The sequence below is a fragment of the Marinomonas sp. A3A genome (genome assembly GCF_018336955.1).
GTDB classification, from domain to species: Bacteria; Pseudomonadota; Gammaproteobacteria; order Pseudomonadales; family Marinomonadaceae; genus Marinomonas; species Marinomonas lutimaris.
Genome location: NZ_CP025532.1, coordinates 712912 through 732922, shown reverse-complemented (window position 1 = coordinate 732922; position 20011 = coordinate 712912). Strand labels below are relative to the sequence as shown.

The window sequence follows — 20011 nt, the reverse complement described above, 5'->3', positions numbered from 1 at the left end:
TGCATAATAACGGCATCGCAGCCCTAATAGCTAGGGAAGGTGCGAATAAGTCTACTAAGCCTCAGTCTTTCAGAGAAATCGTCAGATAAGGCGCGGCTCTGAAGGAATGTAGGTACCTTTCAAAGAGTCGCAACGACATGTGGCCTGTTACTTTTAATAGTAAGCTCTGAAAGACCCGCAGGGCATGGTCTAAAAGCCTGTATTCTTTGTTGAGCACCTCGAAAATAGAACCACTATTCACATTCGGTACTCGTCTCGAATAACAGGCTTTTATCAACATGCTGAGGCAAGAGGACTTGTTCGCACCTTCCCTAGGCCTGCGATCACAGGTTACAGATACTAATAGTGATTCTACTTTAATCGACATTAAGCCACGATTACTGAGTCACACTTTAAAGATTGAAATACTACGGTTCAACGATTCAGCTTGATCTGCAATAGCCTGACTCGCCTTAGAGTTCAACGCGACAGATTCTGACGTGTCTTCCGTGATTTCACGTATTGTGTCGACGTTTTTACTAATCTCGTTGGCTGCGATGGTCTGCTGTTCAATTGCGGTTGATACAGAGCCCGCCATTGCCGAGATTTCTTCTACATCAAGAATAATTTGCTCAAGTACAGTTCCAGTAGTCGCCGCTTCATCACGACTTAACACACCATCATGACGGCAATTTTCCATCAGCGCCACAATGCCCTTGGTGCGCTCTTGTAAAGTAACAATAATATCGGAGATCTCTTCCGTGGCAGAATGAGTTCGACTTGCCAAGGCACGTACTTCATCGGCAACAACAGCAAAACCTCGGCCTTGCTCACCCGCTCGAGCGGCTTCAATCGCGGCATTAAGCGCCAGTAAGTTGGTCTGCTCAGCGATACCTTGAATAACGTTCAACACAGTGCCAATGCTTTCGCTTTCTTTTGCTAATGCACTGACGGTTTCGACCGAGCCTTCCAGTCTATCTGACAACTGACGAATACGATCAATCGCAGAGTTCACTTTAGACTGCCCTTGTCGTGCATTTTCTTGCGTTGAATGAGCCTTCGCCGCAGCCATTTCCATACTACGGGAAATATCTTCCACTGTGCCCACCATTTCAGTGACCGATACAGCAACCATATCTGTCTCTGCTCGCTGTTTCTGTGCATCGTCTGAGGTTCTGGCTGCATTTTGCGACAACTGAATTGTCGTGCTATTCATCTCTTGTACAGTGAGGTTTGCGTTAGCAATGACGCTACTAAAATCCGTCAACATATCGTTAATACTGGCAGCAACAAAACCAATCTCATCTTTCGCCGGCAAATCGACACGTAAACCAATATTGTGAGTGGTTTGAATATTTCGCATCGTTGTTTGGATGGTATTCAATGCCGAATTGATCGTACGATTAATAATCCACGCAACAAACACTCCAACAACAATGATGACGCCACAAAGAATAGTTGTCATCATCATGGCAAAGGATGTTTTGGCTTGAATAACCGACGTTAACTGAGCTTCCAGTGAATCGAGTGCCGTTTCGGTTTTATGGATAGACTCACGCATTGCCAGTAGTTTGCCTTCTTTACTGGTCAAACCTAAGGCTTTTTTGCCATCCGCATATTGGTTAAAGCCTGTTCGATATTGTTCGGAAAGAGATATTAATAGCTGAATCTTATCTGCTGGCAGTGAGCCACTGCGTAAGTTACTTTCTAACTGATCTAAGGTTTTATTAAAAGAGGTAATATATTTAGGATTACTGCGCAACATAAAGTCTTTTTCATGTCGACGAAGCTGCAACATAGTCACAAGTAACGCATCTTGGTTCAGAGCAGATAATTCGCTTTCAATATTATGTACCGCTCCACGAAGCTGACCTTGCAGTCCCGTCTCTGGTGTTAGGCCCAATTCTTTAGAAGCCGTCACAACAGAGGTAAAATCTGTCTGATACTCTTTAAAATCGTCGGTAAGCTCCAGCAAAGTATTAGTATCGACAGCAAACTCATTCATTACGCTTTCAAGTAATGTTTGATCTGCAAAAAGAGAAGTCATTGTCTCGTTGAATTTTACTTCATAAGAAAGGTCAAGACGCGCCAGAAAATCTTTTTCATTACGACGTAAGGTCAGCATATTCACTTGTTGGTGTACGACAAGATTCTTGGCATAGTTTAGCTTTTCTAGATTGCTCTGCGTATTATAAAAAAGCCCTAACATGGCGACGAGCGCAACAACTAACAAGACGGTATTTAAAATTAATTTTTGTTTAATGAGCACAATTGGCTCCTATCATTAAAAAGAAAACGATCCTTTACTTACACTAAAATTAATTCCATCTATTCATCTATTCGTATGATAGATCAATAAAAATAGAAGATCCTCGATTCGCACAATTCCATAATAAACGTCACAGGAAATAACAAAGCTAACCGAGGTTTGTTACAGAAAAATATCTGCTCATCAAAACTTCGCAAAAGATGTTTTTAAAAAATCCAGCAACAAGCGCAACTTTTTAGACTCTGCGGTTCCGGGCGGAAAAACCGCGTAAACATCAATGCCTGTGCATTTATAATCCGGTAAAATTCGTTCTAAACTACCATTAGCAATACGCGGTAACGCGTCGTACATGGGAATGCGTCCTATGCCGTTACCGCCTTCTAAAAATATTGTCCTCGCTGCCGCATTGTTGGTACTCACCGCGCCATGCACAGACAAGCTAAACGACTTAGAACCTTGGCTAAGGTGTACGGTATTTGCTGCGGGCGTATAGACCACCCAATCATGGTCATAAAGTTCTTCGGGCTTAGTTGGCCTGCCGCGACGGCGAAAATACTCTGGCGAGCCACACAAGCAGGTCTCAAAGGTCTTTAACTTGCTGGCTTGCAAACCAGAATCTAATAAGGGCGCACCTCGAATTGCCAGATCAACACCGTCTTTGATGATATTAACTACTTCATCACTTAGGGAAACATTCAATTCTATTAAAGGGTAAAGCCTCCGAAATTCATTCAGCGCGGGCACAATTACTTGCAAGCCCAAATTGACTGGACAAGAGATCTTCAACTTCCCTTCTGGCTCTTGTTTGGCTTTTTCTATCTGTCGGTTCGCTTCGTGAGCTTGAAAAGCAATGGCTCGGCAACGCTGATAATAAGCTTCGCCTGTTTCCGTCAATGACAAGGATCGAGTGGTACGATTCAGCAGTTTTACGCCAAGCTGCTCTTCTAGCTTTTTTAGGTGATAACTCACCACACCACGGGAAATTCCCATGAATTTGGCGGCGGCCGTTAAACTGCCTTGCTCCACTACTTGGGCAAACACCACCATACTTTTTAACTGCTCAAAGGAGACTTCCATAGTGACGACTCTTTTATATAGATAACGGAAACTAGATTAATTGTATCAATTATTAGATCAATGAAGTCAAAAAAAACTCCATTACACTCATTCGATTAATTAGATAGACTAATCACAAGTTAATAACACAACTCATTCAAACATTTAGGAGCCTCTTATGAGCAGTAAAAAAATTCTAGTCGTACTTACTTCCCATTCGGATTTGGGCGACACAGGTCACAAAACAGGTTTTTGGGTAGAAGAATTCGCTGCACCTTATTACGCATTTCTTGACGCTGGCGCAGAAATCACTGTCGCTACGCCAAAAGGCGGCCAAGCGCCAATTGATCCAAACAGCACAGCGCCAGATGCACAAACCGAGGCAACTGAGCGCTTCTATAAAGATCAGGCTGCGCAAGACGTAATTGCTAACACAGTCAAATTGAGCGATATGAAACAAGAGGACTTCGATGCCATCTTTTACCCGGGCGGCCACGGTCCACTTTGGGATCTGACTGAAAACAAAGAGTCTATTGCCTTGATCGAAAGCTTTATTAAAGCCGACAAGCCAATCTCTTCTGTCTGTCACGCACCAAGCGCTTTCTTGAACATTAAAGACGCAGACGGTGAGTACTTCATCAAGGGTAAAACCGTGACTGGTTTTACTAACAGCGAAGAAGCCGCCGTGCAATTAACAGAAGTTGTGCCTTTCTTGTTAGAAGATGAAATGAAAAAACGCGGTGCAGATTACAAAAACACAGCGGACTGGACACCATTTGCTGTTCAAGACGGTTTAATGATCACAGGTCAGAACCCTGCCAGCTCTGAACTAGTGGCTGAAAAACTATTGGCTCACTTAAATAAATAAGCCCTACTAGCCAATTGGTGAAAGTATAAAAAAAACGTCTCAAGATAACTTGAGGCGGTTTTCTGTTTTATCGTCAGTGAAACTAAGGCGTTATAACGCGTAATCGAAAACAATAATGTCTTCTAAAATCGGCCCTAGTTGTGCTTTTAATACTTCGTGTTCTGGGTGAGGAATATAAGCATCTCGAGCGGCTTCATCCACAAAGGTCATAAACACACAATGGGTATACTCTTTATTGCGCCCTTCTGGACTGTTGTTTAAGCCCCATTCAACCGATTCAATGCCATCGATCTTGCTCTTTATTTTCTCGAAGTTAGCCATAGACGTTGCTATATCTGCCGCGGTCGCTTGCTCTTTGTACTTGATAAACAATACATGTCGAATCATAAGGACTCCTGTTTAAATAAATGATTTAACAAAATCATACTCCGCTCCTCCAACGAAAAACATGCGAACAGTGAACAATCCTTAAAAGGTCAATTTTGTTCAATACGCCAAGATCCTAAAAAACGATAGTGAACGCCTGTTGATTATTTTCTTAGGAACATCTGATGACTTTCTCTTTAATCATTTCTATGTCTTTGTTTGCCTTGGCGGCGTCTTTGTCACCTGGTCCGGTGAACCTTGTCTCGCTAAGTGGCAGCGCTCGCTATGGAATCAAAACGGGGCTTATTTTTGTAACGGGAGCGACGCTCGGTTTTATTGTGCTGTTTTTGCTGATCGGCTTTGGACTTCATTACTTAATCGACCAATTAAGCTGGATCACCCAAGTGCTGCAATGGTTCGGTATCGCCTTTCTGCTGTATCTGAGTTATCAGTTATTCACTGACAATGGCGAACTGAATTCTGACAAACACAGCAAGGCGCCAACCTTTATGACCGGAGCTATTATGCAATGGCTCAATCCAAAAGCGTGGCTGGCTTCGCTATCAGGTATTGCGGCTTATATTCCCAATGCAGAAGCAATGGAAGTAATGATTTTTGCCAGCCTGTATTTGCCAATCTGCTGGCTGTCTTTGGGGATTTGGGTATGGATAGGAAAAATACTCGGACAGTATTTTCAAAGCCCCGACAAAATGCGCTTAATGAATAAAACCTTGGCGATATTACTGGCAGGTAGTTGTGTGATGATTCTAGTCTAACTGACCTTACCTAAGAAGAAACTGAACGGCGATACTGGTCTGGCGTTGCCGCGACGCGTTGTTTAAATACCCGCTGAAAATGCGCTTGATCACTAAAGCCAATAGTCTGTGCCACATCAACAATGGCTTGACCTTGCTTCAAGGCTTGCTGACCAAGTTGAATACGACGATTCAAACGATAAGCATGTGGCGTCATATTAAAATGGCGCTTAAACGCACGAACCAAATAACCAGTACTGTATCCAAACTCGGCGCTAATTTGATCAATCGAGGTATCATGCAAACAGTACTGATTCAAATAGTCCGCCACTTGATATAAGTTATTCACAGGTAAAGCCGTGGAAGATTCGATGTTATTCGCATCCAACTCAGTGAACAAGTCCACCAGCACAGCTTCTAGCCTTTGGCCTTTTTCTATAGACGAAAAATGAGCAGCCATTAGACATTCACATACTTCTACAAATGCCTGATAAGCCTGAGCTGATAATAAAGTATCACCCAGAGTATCTCGCCAAGTTTGAGCTTCTCTAATGCCATGGGCGAACAATAAGGACGCTAACCAATCCTTGTCTAAATGCATCATGTAATAAGCCCAAGGAGAATCTTGACGAGGATTACAAGCATGAACCACATCTGGATTCATCATCACCAAAGCCCCACGCTCAACGCAGTGTAAGCGATCCGCACAGCGGAATTCGCTCTGACCTTCCAAAATGGCACCAATCGACCATTCTTGATGAGAATGCGGCGCATAGCTCACCTCTCTGCCATCCAATACTTGGCGCAGTTCGACATAAGGCAAAGCCGGATCTCGCCAAAAAACCGGATGGGTAGAAGGTGTCATCTTATCTTCCTATCAATCAAGCCGTTTAGGTCAAATAATTTACGGTAAGCAGCTGAAGTGAAACGTGTCATCCAGCGCTTTAGGCAGCACTAAGGTACTGAACTGTAAGCGTTCTGATTGTTTGCATACGCTATTACGCTCTGATTCATCATCCACATAAATGCGACGATACTCCGCATTCAATACGGGTTTACCGGCTTTAATAAAGCTGGAATAAGAACGGCATTCGGAGTATTCAAAGCATTGCTCAGTGATGGCAAAATCAAAGTCACTGCTCAGTGCCCGTGCCTGATCAGGGTCGTTTTTCAAACCAATCGCCAAGCCTCTACTATGAGCCTCTGCCGCTAAAAAACGATTATAATCTAACTGATCATTGGCTCGAAACGAAAAACCCGTATTTGTTCGATAACTGTCCACGTTGTCTGGCTCAACACCATCGCAGCCTTTTGAGACAGCTAGATCAAGACGTCTCATCATGGCTTCACGCACATCGCTAGAGCGAATATCTAACCAACGTTCATTGTCCCAACCACTTAAGGTTTTGCCCAAATCTTTGTCGGCAAAGTCTGCTGCATCAGGTCGCCAATCTTCGTATGAACCAGCAGAGAAATAACAAATAACTTTTTTACCCGATGCTTGCAGGCGTTGAATCAGCTCAACAGACGAATCAAATAAATCAATGTCGTATAAGTCCACGTCATAACCTTCGTTAACGACGCCATCGAGCTGCCATTGCCAGGTCGCAGAAACCGGTGGACGATACCAATCATCCGCCGCATAAAGAGGGGAAAAGAGAGACGAAAGCAGCACACTCAACATAGAGAATGGAAAAATTAGAACGCGCATAGTGGACTCCATATGCTCAAAAGGCTAAAAAGCCCGCGACAGGTCTTGCCGCAAGCACCCACTCTACTCTGTTATGAGGTGAAAGGCTCTCAATCTAATGGCTTAGATTCTAGTGGAACAGCTGAGACAGGCACTCATTAGAAATACTGCCATGACAAACAGATGTCACGCCACCACTCATACTGACCCGAAAATCGTCGCTAATTTCAATATCTATCTGGCCACCCGGCATCATCACCTTGATGGACGAGTCACATAAACCTAACTTGTATGCCACTGCAGCGGCTGCACAACTGCTGCTGCCAGATGCTAACGTATAACCAGCGCCACGCTCCCAAATTTCGATCACAATATGATTACGATCAATCACTTGCATAAACTGCACATTGGTTCGATTAGGAAAATTAGGATGTGTCTCAATCAAGGGACCAAACTCTTTTGCCATGGTTTCAGTTGGCGACTCAGCCAAGATAACGCAATGGGGATTGCCAATGGTGACAGCGCTATAGATGTGATTCAGACTCATCACATTAAGGTTTTCTAACAAGACTTCGCGAGGTTCACCCCAAACTGGAATGTCTTGGCTAAGAAAAGACACTTTGCCCATTTCCACATCCACTCGCTGTCCATTGTCAGACACTTGTGCTTTGACCACGCCACCTTTGGTTTCAATAGTAAAAGGTTTGTCTTTCACCAAGCCCTGGTCCCATAGTGAACGACAAAAAATTCGTAAGCCATTACCGCTTTTCTCTGCTTCGCTGGCATCTGGATTAAAAATACGTAACCCAAAGTCTGCAATATTTGAAGGAAATGGACCGATCAATACGCCATCTGACGCTACACCATAATGTTTATGGCAAATATTTTTAATGATCAAAGCGGCAGGCTCATCAGGAAACTCATCTGGTGAGACCACTAAATACACATTTCCTAGCGCATGGTACTTACGAAAATCCATTGCCTTACTTCCTTTGGCTATTCAATTAACTGATTGGCTAAAGCGTATTTTATCAAGCCGGCAGAGGTATGAATATCCAACTTGTTTTTAATATTTTGTCGATGGGTTTCGGCGGTTCTCACACTGATATTCAAGGATTGGCCGATTTCTTTATTAGATAAGCCTGCCGCCAAAGCTTTCAGTACAGCAACTTCTCGCTTAGTTAAGTCATCCGACTGCTTGGGAGAAGCGCCCAATGAAAACAGTGAATCAGACGCTCCTGAGCTAAAATAAGTACCGCCTTGATGCACGGTATTAATGGCTTGTACTAATTCTTCTGAAGACACGTCTTTTAGCACGTAGCCATTCGCACCAGACTGAATCAGCGACAAAATATACTCTTTGTCATTATGCATACTCAGCATCAAGATTTTCACATTGGGCTGTTCTGCTTTAAATCGCTTGGTCGCCTCTAACCCATTTAAAACGGGCATAGAAACATCCATAAGAACCAAATCTGGCTGTGTTTCTTTGGCTTTTTCTAAGGCATCCAATCCATTCGATGCGGTTGCTATAATGTCGATATTGCCTTCTAACTCCAAGCGAGCTTGAAGACCATCTAACACCAACATGTGATCATCGACTAAAATTAATCGGATATTTTTTGTCATTATTGTCACGCTTTCCTAACTGATTACAATCTTTGTTCAAGAGGCAATAACGCATGCACTGTCGTGCCTTTGCCGCGCTGTGATTCCAACATAAAATCACCACCAATTAACTCAATTCGCTCACGCATATTAATTAAACCAATCCCGGAAGACAGCTCTGATTTTTTCGAGAAACCATCACCATCATCCACACACTCAAACATTACATGTCGGTGAGATTGCAATACTTGTAGCGATATATTCTTAGCTTGCGCGTGCTTTTCAATATTAGTCAAAGATTCTTGAGTAAGACGATAAACCGTAATTTCTATTTCATCTGGTAATTTAGAGGATACATCAAAACGATATATAACCTGGATTTCCGTTCGCTCCATAAATTGATCAATTAGGGCCTGTAACGCCGTATCCAAACCTAAATCATCCAACAAGGTTGGCCGTAAATTATGGGAAATCTGCCGAACTTCGCTGATAGTTTGATTGATCAAGTCACTCGCTTTGGCTAATTCCTGATGAATCACCTCTTTTCCATGGTCGCGCTTTAATTTATTTTCCGCTAGCTCTATTCGAAACTTACAACTCACTAATAACTGATTAATACCATCATGAAGCTCACGGGAAAATCCGCGCCTTTCATTCACTTGCAAACGCATAAAGCGCTGAGCCAGCTCTTTTAATCTTGAGTCCGCCAATTTATGCTCATGAAGATTAATCGCCAAGCCTAATAAAATTACCAGTACGACGGTGACCACAACCACGGCAATTACGGTAAAGAAACTACGCTGAATGTTATCATTCATGATGGCTTTAGTTTTTGCCAACTCGGCGTAGATATCATCAAGATACAGCCCGGTGCCCATGATCCAATTCCATCGATCAATGGCGACAACGTACCCAATTTTATCTTCTTGCTTCATTAATGGCGGCTTTTCCCAAATATATCTATGGTAACCACCACCCGCTTGAGCCGCGCGAATTAAGCCTTGGATCAAGAAATTTCCCGAGCGATCCTGAAAGTTCCATAGGTTTTTACCAATGAAGTCCGGTTGCTTAGGATGGACTAGATTCACCCCAGACATTTCATAAGCAAAGAAATAACCATCGTCTTCGAAACTCAAGCCAGCCAGGATTTTTTTCACCTGAGACTGTGCTTCAGCATCATCTAACTGTTTATTTTCTAGCACAGGACGAATCGCTGACATGGCAATATTAACGTGATTTTTCAAAGCTAATTTTTTAGCATCTACTAAATTGTATTCATAAATAGATAGCTCTTGCGACGCCAGCTCACGAGCAGATTGAAAACCCAGATAAGTAATGATTGCTGTAGCGACAATTAAAGGCGCAACAGCAAGTAAAATAATTTTACTTTTTAACCCCACAACAAAAGACCTTTTTTTATTATTTTCAGAGAGCCAAACTGTTTAGTCTTCCTAAAATAACAAAAAAGCGGGTAAAAACCCGCTTTATTTTATATCTTAGCGTCTAAGTAATTAACCCATTCCATACCATTCAGGAAAGACCATAATACTTGCCAGAACTAGAATCTGAATCAAAATAAAGGGTATAACGCCTTTATAAATATCCATTGTCCGTATCGAACTGGGTGCAACCCCTTTTAAATAGAATAGACTAAAACCAAAGGGCGGGGTTAAAAACGACGTTTGTAAATTCATCGCGATCAAGATCGCGAACCACACCATATTGACACCCAATGCTTCGGCAACAGGAGCCAAAATAGGCACGATGATAAACGCAATCTCAACGAAGTCGATAAAGAAGCCCAAGATCAAGATGGCGACCATCGCCAAGATGATAAAGCCCCATTTTTCACCAGGAAGATTTAATAACACTTCTTCAACAATCGCATCGCCACCTGTGTAACTAAACGCCATAGAGAAGGCTGTTGCACCCATCAAGATAGCAAATACCATTGCCGTAACTTTTACCGTTTCCAAGCCACTGTCATAAAGCATTTTCCAGCTAAATTGACGGTAAATAAGCGCCAATACAATCGCGCCCATGCCGCCTAACGCAGAAGACTCAGTCGGTGTGGCAATCCCTGTAAAAATAGAACCCAATACGATCAATACCAAGGCAAGTGGCGGGATAATCGCTTTTAACGCGCTACGAATTTGCTGTGCACGGGTTTCATTATCCAAATCCTGTGGCATAGCTGGCGCTAGCTCAGGCTTTAAGAAGGTCAAGATCAGGATATAAACAATGTAGCAACCAATCAGCACCATGCCAGGAAACAAGGCAGCATGAAAAAGGTCACCGACTGGAATACCTAGAACATCACCTAAGATAATCAAGATAATCGATGGTGGAATAATTTGACCCAAGGTACCAGACGCACAAATCGTGCCGCAGGCTAAAGATTTACTGTATTTATATTTCAGCATCACAGGCAAGGAAATTAGTCCCATTGCCACCACACTCGCGCCAACCACACCGGTTGATGCAGCTAATAACGCACCCACTAAAATAGTCGAAATCGCCAAGCCGCCGCGAACACCACCAAACAGTTTGCCCATGGCTTCTAATAATTGTTCTGCTAACTTAGTCTTTTGTAACACTATGCCCATAAATACAAACAAAGGCACAGCCATCATAACGGTATTTTCCATGTAGCTTTGAATGCGGAACGGCATAAAAGCAAACATATCAAAACCTTCGGCAAAGACGCCGAAAATCAAGGCCACACCACCAAAGGTAAAGGCCACAGGGAACCCCAGTAAAAGCAATACTAGGGCAACAAAAAACATGATTATTCCAATCATAAATAACCTATAAGCTTAAAATGGAGACAAGAATTAATGTTGAATAGGCGGATGTGAAAAACCTTCTTCACTCACACCACGCAGCACATTGATGCAGCGAATAATCATTCCTAATCCACTGATCGCCATAGAGAAAAAGGCAACAGGAATAACCGCTTTAATAATCCAACGATAAGGCAAACCACCGGGATCACCACTGGTTTCACCAAGGGCATAAGCCTCATGCGCAAAACCCACTCCGTAATAACCGACTAACAAGGTAAAAGGCATTAGAAACACGACACAACCAAACAAATCTATCCAAGCTTTACCGCGGATAGAGAGGTTTTCGTAGATCAAATCTACACGTACATGGCCACCATGCTGAATACCGTAAGGAATCCCTAATAAGAAAATCGCAGCGTATAAATGCCACTCCAACTCTTGCATACCAATCGACACATCGTTAAAGGCATAGCGCATCAGAACGTCGTAAAAAACGTTAAATAACAAGCCAATAAATAATATGGTGGAGAGGATTCCCAATAGATTCGAAAAACGAGTGATACCTCGTTCTAGGGTGATTAATGACATAACAAACTCCTAGAAAAGACAAAGGGCGAGGTCATACTCAGTATTCACTCGCCCTGTCAGAGGTTTTATTGATCTAAACGGTCAACGCTTTCAAGATAAGCGCGATCAGAAATGTTCGACCAAACTCGTGCTGTTTTCATGTACGCAGCCTGAGAGTCGATAATTTCTTTCGCCAATGGATCTTTCGCCGCTTCTTCCGTCAAAAGTTCGTCGTTGGCTTTTTTCATTGCGTTCAGAACAGGTTGTGGGAAGGTTTTAACCTGAATATCTGGGTACTCAGATTTCATCGTCGCCCAGTTCACACCACTTTCATGGTAGCTCTGAATATACATATCATAAGCCGACACCTTCATAGCTACGCGTAGAATTTCACGAAGATCGTCTGGTAACTTTTTCCAAGTTCGTTCGTTCACAAGGAACTGAAGTTCCGTTGCTGGCTCATGCCAACCAGTGTAGTAGTAAGGCGCAATTTTGTGGAAACCCATACGCAAATCAAGTGAAGGACCAACCCATTCAAGCGCATCAATCGTATTACGCTCAAGCGCTGTGTATAGCTCTCCAGGTGGAATATTGGTTGGTTTTGCTCCTAGTTTTGCTAATACTTCGCCAGCAAAACCTGGAATACGCATTTTCAGACCTTGTAAGTCCTCAACAGAATTGATCTCTTTTCTGAACCATCCGCCCATCTGTACGCCAGTATTACCACCAGGAAAGGACAACAAACCAAATGGTTGATAGACTTTTTCCATCAACTTCATGCCATCACCATAGTAGAACCAGCCGTATTGCTCTGGCGCGGTCATACCAAAAGGCATGGTGGTGAAATAAACGGTATTAGGGACTTTACCTTTCCAGTAATACGACGCGGAGTGGCCTAGGTCGTATTGGCCAGAACGCACCATATCAAACACACCCAAAGGCGCTTTATGTTTGTTAGCAGAATCTATGGTGATTTTAAGGCGGCCGCCAGACATTTCTTCAGCAATACGAACCATGTTTCTTGGTGCATCACCAAAGATAGGAAAGTTCGTCGCCCAAGTTTCGGCCATTTTCAATTTATAGACTTTTTCCGCTGCCATAGCAGGCAAAGAGAAGGCGCTTAATGCCACTGCGGTTGCAGCAACAAGAGTTGTAAGTTTTAAGGATTTCATCGTTTTTATCATCCTGTAGTTTTATTTTTTATTATTTAAGGTAGATCAAGAATGATAATCGCGCGTATAGAAAGTGCAAGCAATTCGTACGAATACCGACCTAAAAATCGGCAACTACGTAGACGAGTAAGTATTAATACCTATAAGTGAATTAAGGTTTTTTATCGATAAATCGATATTCTTCCATTAATTCAACGATATAAGGTTCTATTGCATCGGCAAAAACCTGATATTGACTGGCATTAGGATGCAAAAAATCATTCATAACATCACTGGTAATTCGCCCTTCATCATCCAAAAACACAGAATTGATATTGCGAAAAAAGACGTTTTTATCGTCGGCAAATTGACTAATAATTTGATTAACTTCCTCATTCAGCACTCTAAGCTTTTGCATGGGTTTCGCACTACGGGGAAAAATCGCCAACAGCAAAATTTTGGTCTGAGGCAATTTCTCCGCCAGTACGGACAAAATCGTTTGAATACCAAGTGCTGTGTCTTCGGCTTTATCCATGCGGTGTCCCGCATTGTTGGTTCCAATCAACAAAACCAACAACTTAGGCTGAATATTATCGATTTCACCATGAGCTAATCGCCACAAAACGTTCTCAGTTTTATCGCCATTGAACCCTAAATTCAGTGCATGCCTTGGTTGATAAAAAGCCTGCCAAACATCCGCGCCCTCTTTCTCCCAAGCTTGTGTGATGGAATCCCCAAGAAACACCAGATCCACTCGCTCCATGGCATTCTTTTCAGCTAATTTTTCTTCATGACGAGGCAACCACCAAATAGTTTCTTGTGGAGCCGATTGCAAGGCCAGTGGCAATTTCTTTGTCATCGTGTTCGCCTCTTTCATAATTAAGACACTGTGCGTTTAGCAAATAAAGCCCAGATACCTGCAATCGACATCAAGGAGCCACCAGCCAGATTAAAACCCCGCATAGCTTTTTCAGAAGAGAGAAGCGTACGTGCTCTAAGGGCAAAAAAAGCATACATAGAAGCAGACAGAGTTGCTAACATCACGAAGGTAAACGCCAAAATACAAAGCTGTTCTGTCGTATTGCCTTGGTGAGAAACAAATTGCGGCAAAAAGGCCACAAAAAAGATAATGCCTTTGGGATTCAATGCAGTAACAATGTAAGTGTTTAAAAAGAGTCGCCATTTAGAAACCAATATATCTGAAGACGGTATTTTCATTGCTGAAGTGCCAGATCTGAGTAACTTAATACCCAAGTACAAAAGGTATAAACCACCAATACTTTTCACCACAGTAAACCAAAAAGCCGACACAGAAAATAAAGCGCCTAACCCCTCTAAAGAGGCAAATAACGCAGTAGAATCCCCCAGCGCGACACCAGCAACCAATGGAATATTCGCTCGGCGACCATGTGCCACAGAATTCGCAATCACAGCCAAAATTGTTGGGCCAGGAATGATCAGCATGGTAATAGACGCAACAACAAAGGCGAGCCAAACTTCAATCGACATGGAACTTTCTCCTTCTTTAATAGATATCTATCAATCCATAGACGACAGCAAAGATCAATCGTTAAACACTCAAAAAAAACAGGCGAGACACAAGTTACAAATCACACCCTAAAAAATGCGTTCCAGGAATTGGGTTGTAACTCACTGGATCACAAGGTTCAAAACCCAAGCGAACATACAAGCGTCTCGCGGTTTCAAAATCTGCTAACACATCAAGACACATACGCTGATAACCATTTTCCTGGGCACAAGACATAAGTTCAGTGACTAATTTCTCGCCCAAACGATGACCACGTTCTGTTGGCCGAATATAGACTCGCTTCATTTCGCAAATTTGCGCATCAACCCGACGAAAAGCCCCGCAGCCGACGACTTCATTGTCTTTCCAGATAAGTAAAACAACACCATTGGGAAGTGAGTATTTACCTTCCAAAGCAACAAACTCTTGTTCATTCTGTTGATAATCCAAGCTCACCGGAGCCGACGCTATATACTCACGAAAGATAGCTAACACACTGTCATTGTCTTGTGGGAAATCGGCAGGGCGAACGGAAAACATGGCGTGTCCTTACATCAGAATGTCAAAAGCAAAATAATACCGACAAAACAACCTGAAAAACAAAGCTTAATAGAACCCTTTTAAGCTTTAAGGCAAAACCATACTCCTTTATGATCCCTGCACTCTAAAACGACATTATTAAAGAGATAGCACAGTGGGCATTGTTCTTTTTTACCTCAAGAAAATCATAGGCATGATGCTCATGCCAATTCCTCTCACTTTGCTGGCTATGTGTCTCGCTTTTATACTGATGAAGAAATGGCCGAAAATTGCTCGGTTTTTCTTGTTGTGCGGCATATTCACGCTGGGACTCACTAGCTGGAACCCCGTTGCCAATACTCTGATTGCGACGGTAGAACATGACTTCCCAGTATTTGATACTAAGCAAGCTGTTGATGTCGTTATCGTCCTCGGCAGTGGACATCAAAACCTTCCTAATACGCCTGCCGTTATGCAACTTGGTAGAAGTGCAATTTACCGATTAGAAGAAGGAATACGCATACTAAATGCAACCCCAACTGCTCAATTATTTGTTTCTGGTTTCGGTGGCCACGCACAAAAAATGCGAGACGCAGCAATTGAGCTAGGTGTAAAAGCACAAAGGATCAAAATGTTTCCAAAACCAAAAGATACCGAAGAGGAAGCCAACAGCATGAAACCTTATCTAGAAGGGAAACGCGCAGCCTTGGTAACCGAAGCCTCACATCTAAAACGTGCGTCTATTTTCTTCGAAAAAGCCGGCATCAACATCATCCCAGCGCCAGCCTTGTACTTAGGCTCAGAAAAAAGCGACTGGCAAATCGACGCCACCGCCGCCTACAAAAGCCAACGCGCCTTTTACGAATGGCTTGGACGTGGCTGGCAATGGATTAAGGAGTAAGCAATGGCATCTAAAATGACATTTGAAGCGGATAAGAGAGATGACCTAATATCTCACGATACTTGGTTGATACAGCAAATAAACGCCGCTTTCGAGAATATGGAAAACGGCCTTGCTGTATTTGTGTCGAACGAAGAAGCCAATGTTCAGATGGAAGATTTTAAGGCAAAAGTTCGTGCTAGGAATAAGAACTTATAGTTAAACAGTAACCGAGTTCGGCAACGATTCCCCAACTCTCTCTTTAGCAATTTCAATCACTGCATGAGCAAGTTGTACCAAGGTGGCAAAGTTGGGCTTAGTTTCAGGTTTAAGAGATCGATAAGCACTGGTTCGGCTTTTAATATCCGCTCTTGCAATCACGACACTGTGTCCGAATAACTCAACATAGGAACGAATAGCGGCTTGCAAAATATCTGGACGACCTTCTTTCATAGAGTCCCATGACGCCTGTTTAATCACCTCTTCCATTTGCTCTACATCAAACCGCATAGCAGCAGCCTGATAAGCGCCTTTTACGATGCTTCGTAATGTGCTCGCAGTCAGTTCATTACCATTCCAATTCAAGGCCCCATCTGCTGTTAAAGCAAAGCGTTTAAAGTCTTTCTCATTAGCAAATGGTGGTTTTGAAAAGTAATCCGATAAGTCTGCCTCACCTTCAAATCCGTCACTAAAGGTTAATGCTAAGGTGTGATCTTTAACCCAATCAACATCAATAATTTTTAACATAAATCCTCCAATTTCCCCGGATTCTGACCCTTCACAGCTTTATTCCACATCTGCATGAGTTGATATCTAAAACTATAGGTGAGTCTCTCAAAAGAGACAAAATTATTTTACAAACAAAAAAAGCAGCGACCATTTCTGAGCACTGCTTTTCTATTACTTCAAAGGTACTGAATTTCTAATAAATCAAACCTGAAACAAGAAGTTTTTGATCAGGTCTTTGCCGCCTTCGGTAGCGAAGGATTCTGGGTGAAACTGAATCCCTTGGATTAGGTACTCTTTATGACGAACGCCCATCAGTTCAAACTTGCCACCTTGGTGAATTGTGGCAATGTCTTTGAAGTCCGCTTCTTTTAACTCTCCAACAGAAGCCGTTACTTCCAACACCTCTGGAAAGCTTTCTGCTTCGGCGATTAACGAGTGATAACGCATGACTTCTAGTTGGTCTGGGATATCATGGAATATACCTTCACCGTTGTGAGTAATCGGGCTGGTTTTACCGTGCATTGGCAATGGTGCTTTCACTACTTTGCCGCCAAATACATGACAAATCCCCTGCATTCCCAAGCAAACGCCCATTAATGGAATGGTTTTACCGAACTCTAGAATGACGTCGGCACACACACCGAAGTAAGCTTTGTCGTCTGGGGAACCTGGTCCTGGAGAAATGATGATGCGATCTGGCGCGGCGGCACGGATGTCGTCTAATGTTACTTCGTCGTTACGTTTTACAATCACTTCAAACGCGTCGATTTCACCACGGCTTTTCTCAGTTTCTAACACTTCACCAATAAACTGATACAGGTTGTAAGTGAAGGAATCGTAATTGTCGATAATATAAACTTTCATGCTTCCCTTACTCCTGATTCGCTTTTGGTGCGAAACTGTCTAGCACACGTTTAGTGCCGGCAAATTTGCGTTGGATTTCTTCGTATTCGTCTTCGGCATTGGAGTCATACACATTGCCGCCACAGGTTTGCACATAGGCTTTGTTGCCATTGGCAAACACAGTACGAATCGGAATCGCAAACATACAATCTCCGTTAAAAGAGAACTGCCCAACCGCACCACCGTAAGGGCCACGACCGTCGTTTTCCAAATCATCGATGATTTTCATGGCTTCGATTTTTGGTGCGCCCGTCAAGGTTCCTGCGGGGAAGTTACTCGCCAAGGCTGAGAACATATCGTGATCTTCCGCCATAATGCCGACAATCTCACTGGAAATGTGCTGAACGTGACTGAAACGTTTAATGTCCATCAAGCTACGAACTTTCACTGTACCGAATCGCGCTACACGACCAATGTCGTTGCGATGCAAATCGACAATCATATTGTGCTCGGCGATTTCTTTCGGATCATTCAACAAAGCACGCGCAAAGGCGGTGTCTTCTGCGGCATCTTTACCACGCTTCGCCGTTCCGGCTAATGGGAATGTTTCCATTTCCCCTTGGCGAACACGGAACAATAATTCTGGGCTCGCGCCGATGACTTTTTGCTCACCAAACTTGATGTAATACATTTGCGGGGATGGATTCACTTCACGCAATTGCTCGTACAAATTAATGGTGTCGCCTTCCATATCGAACCATTTTTTAAAGCCGACTTCACACTGGAAGATTTTACCTTCGATGATATCTTGCTTCACCTTGGCAACCGCATTCGCATGATCAGTTTTGCTCATCGATTCGCCAGCAGGACGAACTACAAATGGGCCGTTTTCTGGCGTCGGTTCCACCATCATGCTGTTCACTAATTCCACACGATTCCCTGTAGAATCGTCGTCGTAATAAAAGTAGAAAACTTCGCCGGTCATCTTGTCCAGAATCAGACCATCTTTGTACAAACCAAAACGAAACGCGTCGAACATCTCACTCGACTGCAGATCCAAGGTTGGCTCAAAGTAATTCATGCTGTCGTAACCGATATAACCCGTTAAACCACCAGCGAATCCTCGTGACAAAATATTTTGCGGCACTAACTCGCGCAACAAATAATACGGATTATCCGACTCATAAGACTCAGTGCTGCCGTCACGCTCTTGGATAAACAACTGCTTGCCTTCTGCCCAGATCAATTTCTCAGGATCAAAACCAATGATCGAATGGCGGGAAATGAAGCTCTCTTCACCAAGGGATTCCAACATAAAACAGTTATCAAAACGCTTCTCGACTTTCTTAAACAAGTCAAAAAAATCGCAGGCAGAACTGATGGTGACATACTTAGGTTTGCGCGGCAGCGTGATGCGCTGCGGCTTTTTATTATATGAACTCATATCTCTTTTAATTCCTTCAATGCTCGGGAGCCACGGGTCACAGTAGCAATACCCACACCCAACTGTTTCGCAATATCTCGCTGAGGAACACCCTGCTCCAACAGAGATAAAATTTGTAACCTGTGCTGCATCTCGTTGATTTCTTTTGGTGTTAGCAAGGCTTTCAAGCGCTTCTCCAACACCACATCATCACCGGCTTCGGTTAAAAACTGGACCAAATCTTTCATAGGATTCGACTCTCACAAGGAGGTTTGTATTCGCGTACTAGTACAATATAGGTTTGAAAGAAGAGAAGCAAGATAGAAATGAATTATTGTTTAGGCAAATCAAAAAACACTTCATCTTGTTAATAAGCGACTATTGACCTATAGTTTGTACAAATAAACGTACAAATGAGATTATGTATGAGCCGCATAAATTTAGATCAAGACATACAACCATTATCAGAATTTCGTTCTGGTGTGACTTCATTTATTAAACAAATTAACGAAACTCGTCGCCCTTTGCTCATTACACAACGTGGCAAAGGTGTCGCTGTCATGCTCGATGTGGCTGAATACGAAGCCATGCAAGAAAAGATAGAATTACTCGAAGAAATACGCACTGCTGAATCACAGTTTGCCGAAGGATTAGGCATCTCGAATCAAGAAGCTAGAAAACAAATTTTAGGACGTTTGAAAAAATGAAAGTTAGTTGGTCACCTCTCGCTATAGAAAAGCTTGGGCATGCTGCCGATTTTATCGCACTAGATAATCCTAATGCAGCTGAGATATGGGTAAACGATTTATTCGATAAAACAGATCTACTCAGCCACCAACCTGAAATGGGACGACTTGTCCCAGAGTTACAAAAAGCAAATCTCCGTGAACTCATTTTTGGTAACTATCGAATAATCTACATAATCAGCACCGAAATCCGAATATTAACGGTGCGTAACTGCCGACAGATACTCACAGAAAATGATTTATAACCC

At 42.9% G+C, this 20011-nt stretch carries 24 protein-coding genes; 6 read left to right on the top strand and 18 right to left on the bottom strand.

Annotated elements, in window-relative coordinates; translation table 11 throughout:
- Positions 1 to 385: 385 nt before the first annotated feature.
- Both CYL31_RS03420 and CYL31_RS03415 read right to left on the bottom strand, forming a co-directional pair.
- On the bottom strand, positions 386 to 2248 hold the full coding sequence (locus tag CYL31_RS03420; RefSeq protein WP_212917580.1) for a methyl-accepting chemotaxis protein: 1863 nt from the start codon (positions 2246 to 2248) through the stop codon (positions 386 to 388).
- A 183-nt stretch (positions 2249 to 2431) separates the two neighbouring features.
- The gene (locus tag CYL31_RS03415; protein ID WP_212917579.1) at positions 2432 to 3325 is read right to left on the bottom strand and encodes a LysR family transcriptional regulator; all 894 of its coding nucleotides are present in this window, start codon (positions 3323 to 3325) and stop codon (positions 2432 to 2434) included.
- 157 nt (positions 3326 to 3482) lie between these two features.
- Between CYL31_RS03415 and CYL31_RS03410 the strand changes: the two genes are divergently transcribed.
- On the top strand, positions 3483 to 4172 hold the full coding sequence (locus CYL31_RS03410; protein WP_212917578.1) for a type 1 glutamine amidotransferase domain-containing protein: 690 nt from the start codon (positions 3483 to 3485) through the stop codon (positions 4170 to 4172).
- A 90-nt stretch (positions 4173 to 4262) separates the two neighbouring features.
- On the opposite strand, the gene CYL31_RS03405 is transcribed toward CYL31_RS03410, so the two are convergent.
- A complete protein-coding gene (locus CYL31_RS03405; protein WP_212917577.1) occupies positions 4263 to 4559 on the bottom strand; it encodes a Dabb family protein in 297 nt (98 codons plus the stop codon).
- 164 nt (positions 4560 to 4723) lie between these two features.
- Here CYL31_RS03405 and CYL31_RS03400 point away from each other — a divergent pair, with 164 nt between their 5' ends.
- Entirely contained in the window at positions 4724 to 5314 is a 591-nt protein-coding gene (locus tag CYL31_RS03400; protein WP_212917576.1) for a LysE family translocator, read from the top strand.
- A gap of 10 nt (positions 5315 to 5324) precedes the next feature.
- On the opposite strand, the gene CYL31_RS03395 is transcribed toward CYL31_RS03400, so the two are convergent.
- The 11 genes from CYL31_RS03395 to CYL31_RS03345 form a co-directional block, all read right to left on the bottom strand.
- On the bottom strand, positions 5325 to 6158 hold the full coding sequence (locus tag CYL31_RS03395; RefSeq protein ID WP_212917575.1) for an AraC family transcriptional regulator: 834 nt from the start codon (positions 6156 to 6158) through the stop codon (positions 5325 to 5327).
- A gap of 39 nt (positions 6159 to 6197) precedes the next feature.
- Complete coding sequence (locus CYL31_RS03390; RefSeq protein WP_212917574.1) at positions 6198 to 7004, bottom strand: endo alpha-1,4 polygalactosaminidase; 807 nt, start codon at positions 7002 to 7004, stop codon at positions 6198 to 6200.
- Between the two features lie 109 nt (positions 7005 to 7113).
- Positions 7114 to 7962: a diaminopimelate epimerase gene (dapF, locus tag CYL31_RS03385; RefSeq protein ID WP_212917573.1), complete on the bottom strand. Its 849-nt coding sequence runs from the start codon at positions 7960 to 7962 to the stop codon at positions 7114 to 7116.
- A 17-nt stretch (positions 7963 to 7979) separates the two neighbouring features.
- Positions 7980 to 8612: a response regulator transcription factor gene (locus CYL31_RS03380; RefSeq protein ID WP_212917572.1), complete on the bottom strand. Its 633-nt coding sequence runs from the start codon at positions 8610 to 8612 to the stop codon at positions 7980 to 7982.
- Positions 8613 to 8635: 23 nt separating this feature from the next.
- Complete coding sequence (locus CYL31_RS03375; protein WP_212917571.1) at positions 8636 to 9991, bottom strand: cache domain-containing protein; 1356 nt, start codon at positions 9989 to 9991, stop codon at positions 8636 to 8638.
- Positions 9992 to 10102: 111 nt separating this feature from the next.
- Positions 10103 to 11392, bottom strand: a complete 1290-nt coding sequence (locus tag CYL31_RS03370; RefSeq protein ID WP_212917570.1) for a TRAP transporter large permease — start codon at positions 11390 to 11392, stop codon at positions 10103 to 10105.
- A gap of 33 nt (positions 11393 to 11425) precedes the next feature.
- Entirely contained in the window at positions 11426 to 11965 is a 540-nt protein-coding gene (locus tag CYL31_RS03365; protein WP_212917569.1) for a TRAP transporter small permease subunit, read from the bottom strand.
- Between the two features lie 65 nt (positions 11966 to 12030).
- Complete coding sequence (locus CYL31_RS03360; protein ID WP_212917568.1) at positions 12031 to 13116, bottom strand: TRAP transporter substrate-binding protein; 1086 nt, start codon at positions 13114 to 13116, stop codon at positions 12031 to 12033.
- A 151-nt stretch (positions 13117 to 13267) separates the two neighbouring features.
- Positions 13268 to 13954, bottom strand: coding sequence for a GDSL-type esterase/lipase family protein (locus CYL31_RS03355; protein ID WP_212917567.1), 687 nt, complete (start codon positions 13952 to 13954; stop codon positions 13268 to 13270).
- Between the two features lie 20 nt (positions 13955 to 13974).
- Positions 13975 to 14604 carry a LysE family translocator gene (locus tag CYL31_RS03350; protein ID WP_212917566.1) on the bottom strand — a complete coding sequence of 210 codons (630 nt, stop codon included), beginning with the start codon at positions 14602 to 14604 and terminating at the stop codon, positions 13975 to 13977.
- 94 nt (positions 14605 to 14698) lie between these two features.
- Entirely contained in the window at positions 14699 to 15163 is a 465-nt protein-coding gene (locus tag CYL31_RS03345; RefSeq protein ID WP_212917565.1) for a GNAT family N-acetyltransferase, read from the bottom strand.
- A 202-nt stretch (positions 15164 to 15365) separates the two neighbouring features.
- Between CYL31_RS03345 and CYL31_RS03340 the strand changes: the two genes are divergently transcribed.
- Positions 15366 to 16043 carry an ElyC/SanA/YdcF family protein gene (locus CYL31_RS03340; protein WP_249411681.1) on the top strand — a complete coding sequence of 226 codons (678 nt, stop codon included), beginning with the start codon at positions 15366 to 15368 and terminating at the stop codon, positions 16041 to 16043.
- Between the two features lie 3 nt (positions 16044 to 16046).
- Complete coding sequence (locus CYL31_RS03335; protein ID WP_212917564.1) at positions 16047 to 16241, top strand: hypothetical protein; 195 nt, start codon at positions 16047 to 16049, stop codon at positions 16239 to 16241.
- Here CYL31_RS03335 and dhiA read toward each other — a convergent pair whose 3' ends face one another.
- The 4 genes from dhiA to CYL31_RS03315 all read right to left on the bottom strand — a co-directional run bounded on the left by dhiA (position 16242) and on the right by CYL31_RS03315 (position 19265).
- Positions 16242 to 16769 (bottom strand): type II toxin-antitoxin system antitoxin DhiA, encoded by a 528-nt coding sequence (gene dhiA / locus CYL31_RS03330; RefSeq protein WP_212917563.1) that lies wholly within the window; start codon positions 16767 to 16769, stop codon positions 16242 to 16244.
- 183 nt (positions 16770 to 16952) lie between these two features.
- Positions 16953 to 17615, bottom strand: coding sequence for an anthranilate synthase component II (locus CYL31_RS03325; RefSeq protein ID WP_212917562.1), 663 nt, complete (start codon positions 17613 to 17615; stop codon positions 16953 to 16955).
- 7 nt (positions 17616 to 17622) lie between these two features.
- A complete protein-coding gene (locus tag CYL31_RS03320; RefSeq protein WP_212917561.1) occupies positions 17623 to 19038 on the bottom strand; it encodes an anthranilate synthase component I family protein in 1416 nt (471 codons plus the stop codon).
- The gene (locus CYL31_RS03315; RefSeq protein ID WP_110574998.1) at positions 19035 to 19265 is read right to left on the bottom strand and encodes a Trp family transcriptional regulator; all 231 of its coding nucleotides are present in this window, start codon (positions 19263 to 19265) and stop codon (positions 19035 to 19037) included. The genes CYL31_RS03320 and CYL31_RS03315 overlap by 4 nt, the downstream gene beginning before the upstream one ends.
- Before the next feature lie 177 nt (positions 19266 to 19442).
- On the opposite strand from CYL31_RS03315, the gene CYL31_RS03310 reads away from it, so the two are divergent.
- Positions 19443 to 19724: a type II toxin-antitoxin system Phd/YefM family antitoxin gene (locus CYL31_RS03310; protein ID WP_162623547.1), complete on the top strand. Its 282-nt coding sequence runs from the start codon at positions 19443 to 19445 to the stop codon at positions 19722 to 19724.
- Positions 19721 to 20008, top strand: a complete 288-nt coding sequence (locus CYL31_RS03305) for a type II toxin-antitoxin system RelE/ParE family toxin (RefSeq protein WP_212917560.1) — start codon at positions 19721 to 19723, stop codon at positions 20006 to 20008. Before CYL31_RS03310 ends, CYL31_RS03305 begins: the two co-directional genes overlap by 4 nt.
- Positions 20009 to 20011 lie beyond the last annotated feature (3 nt).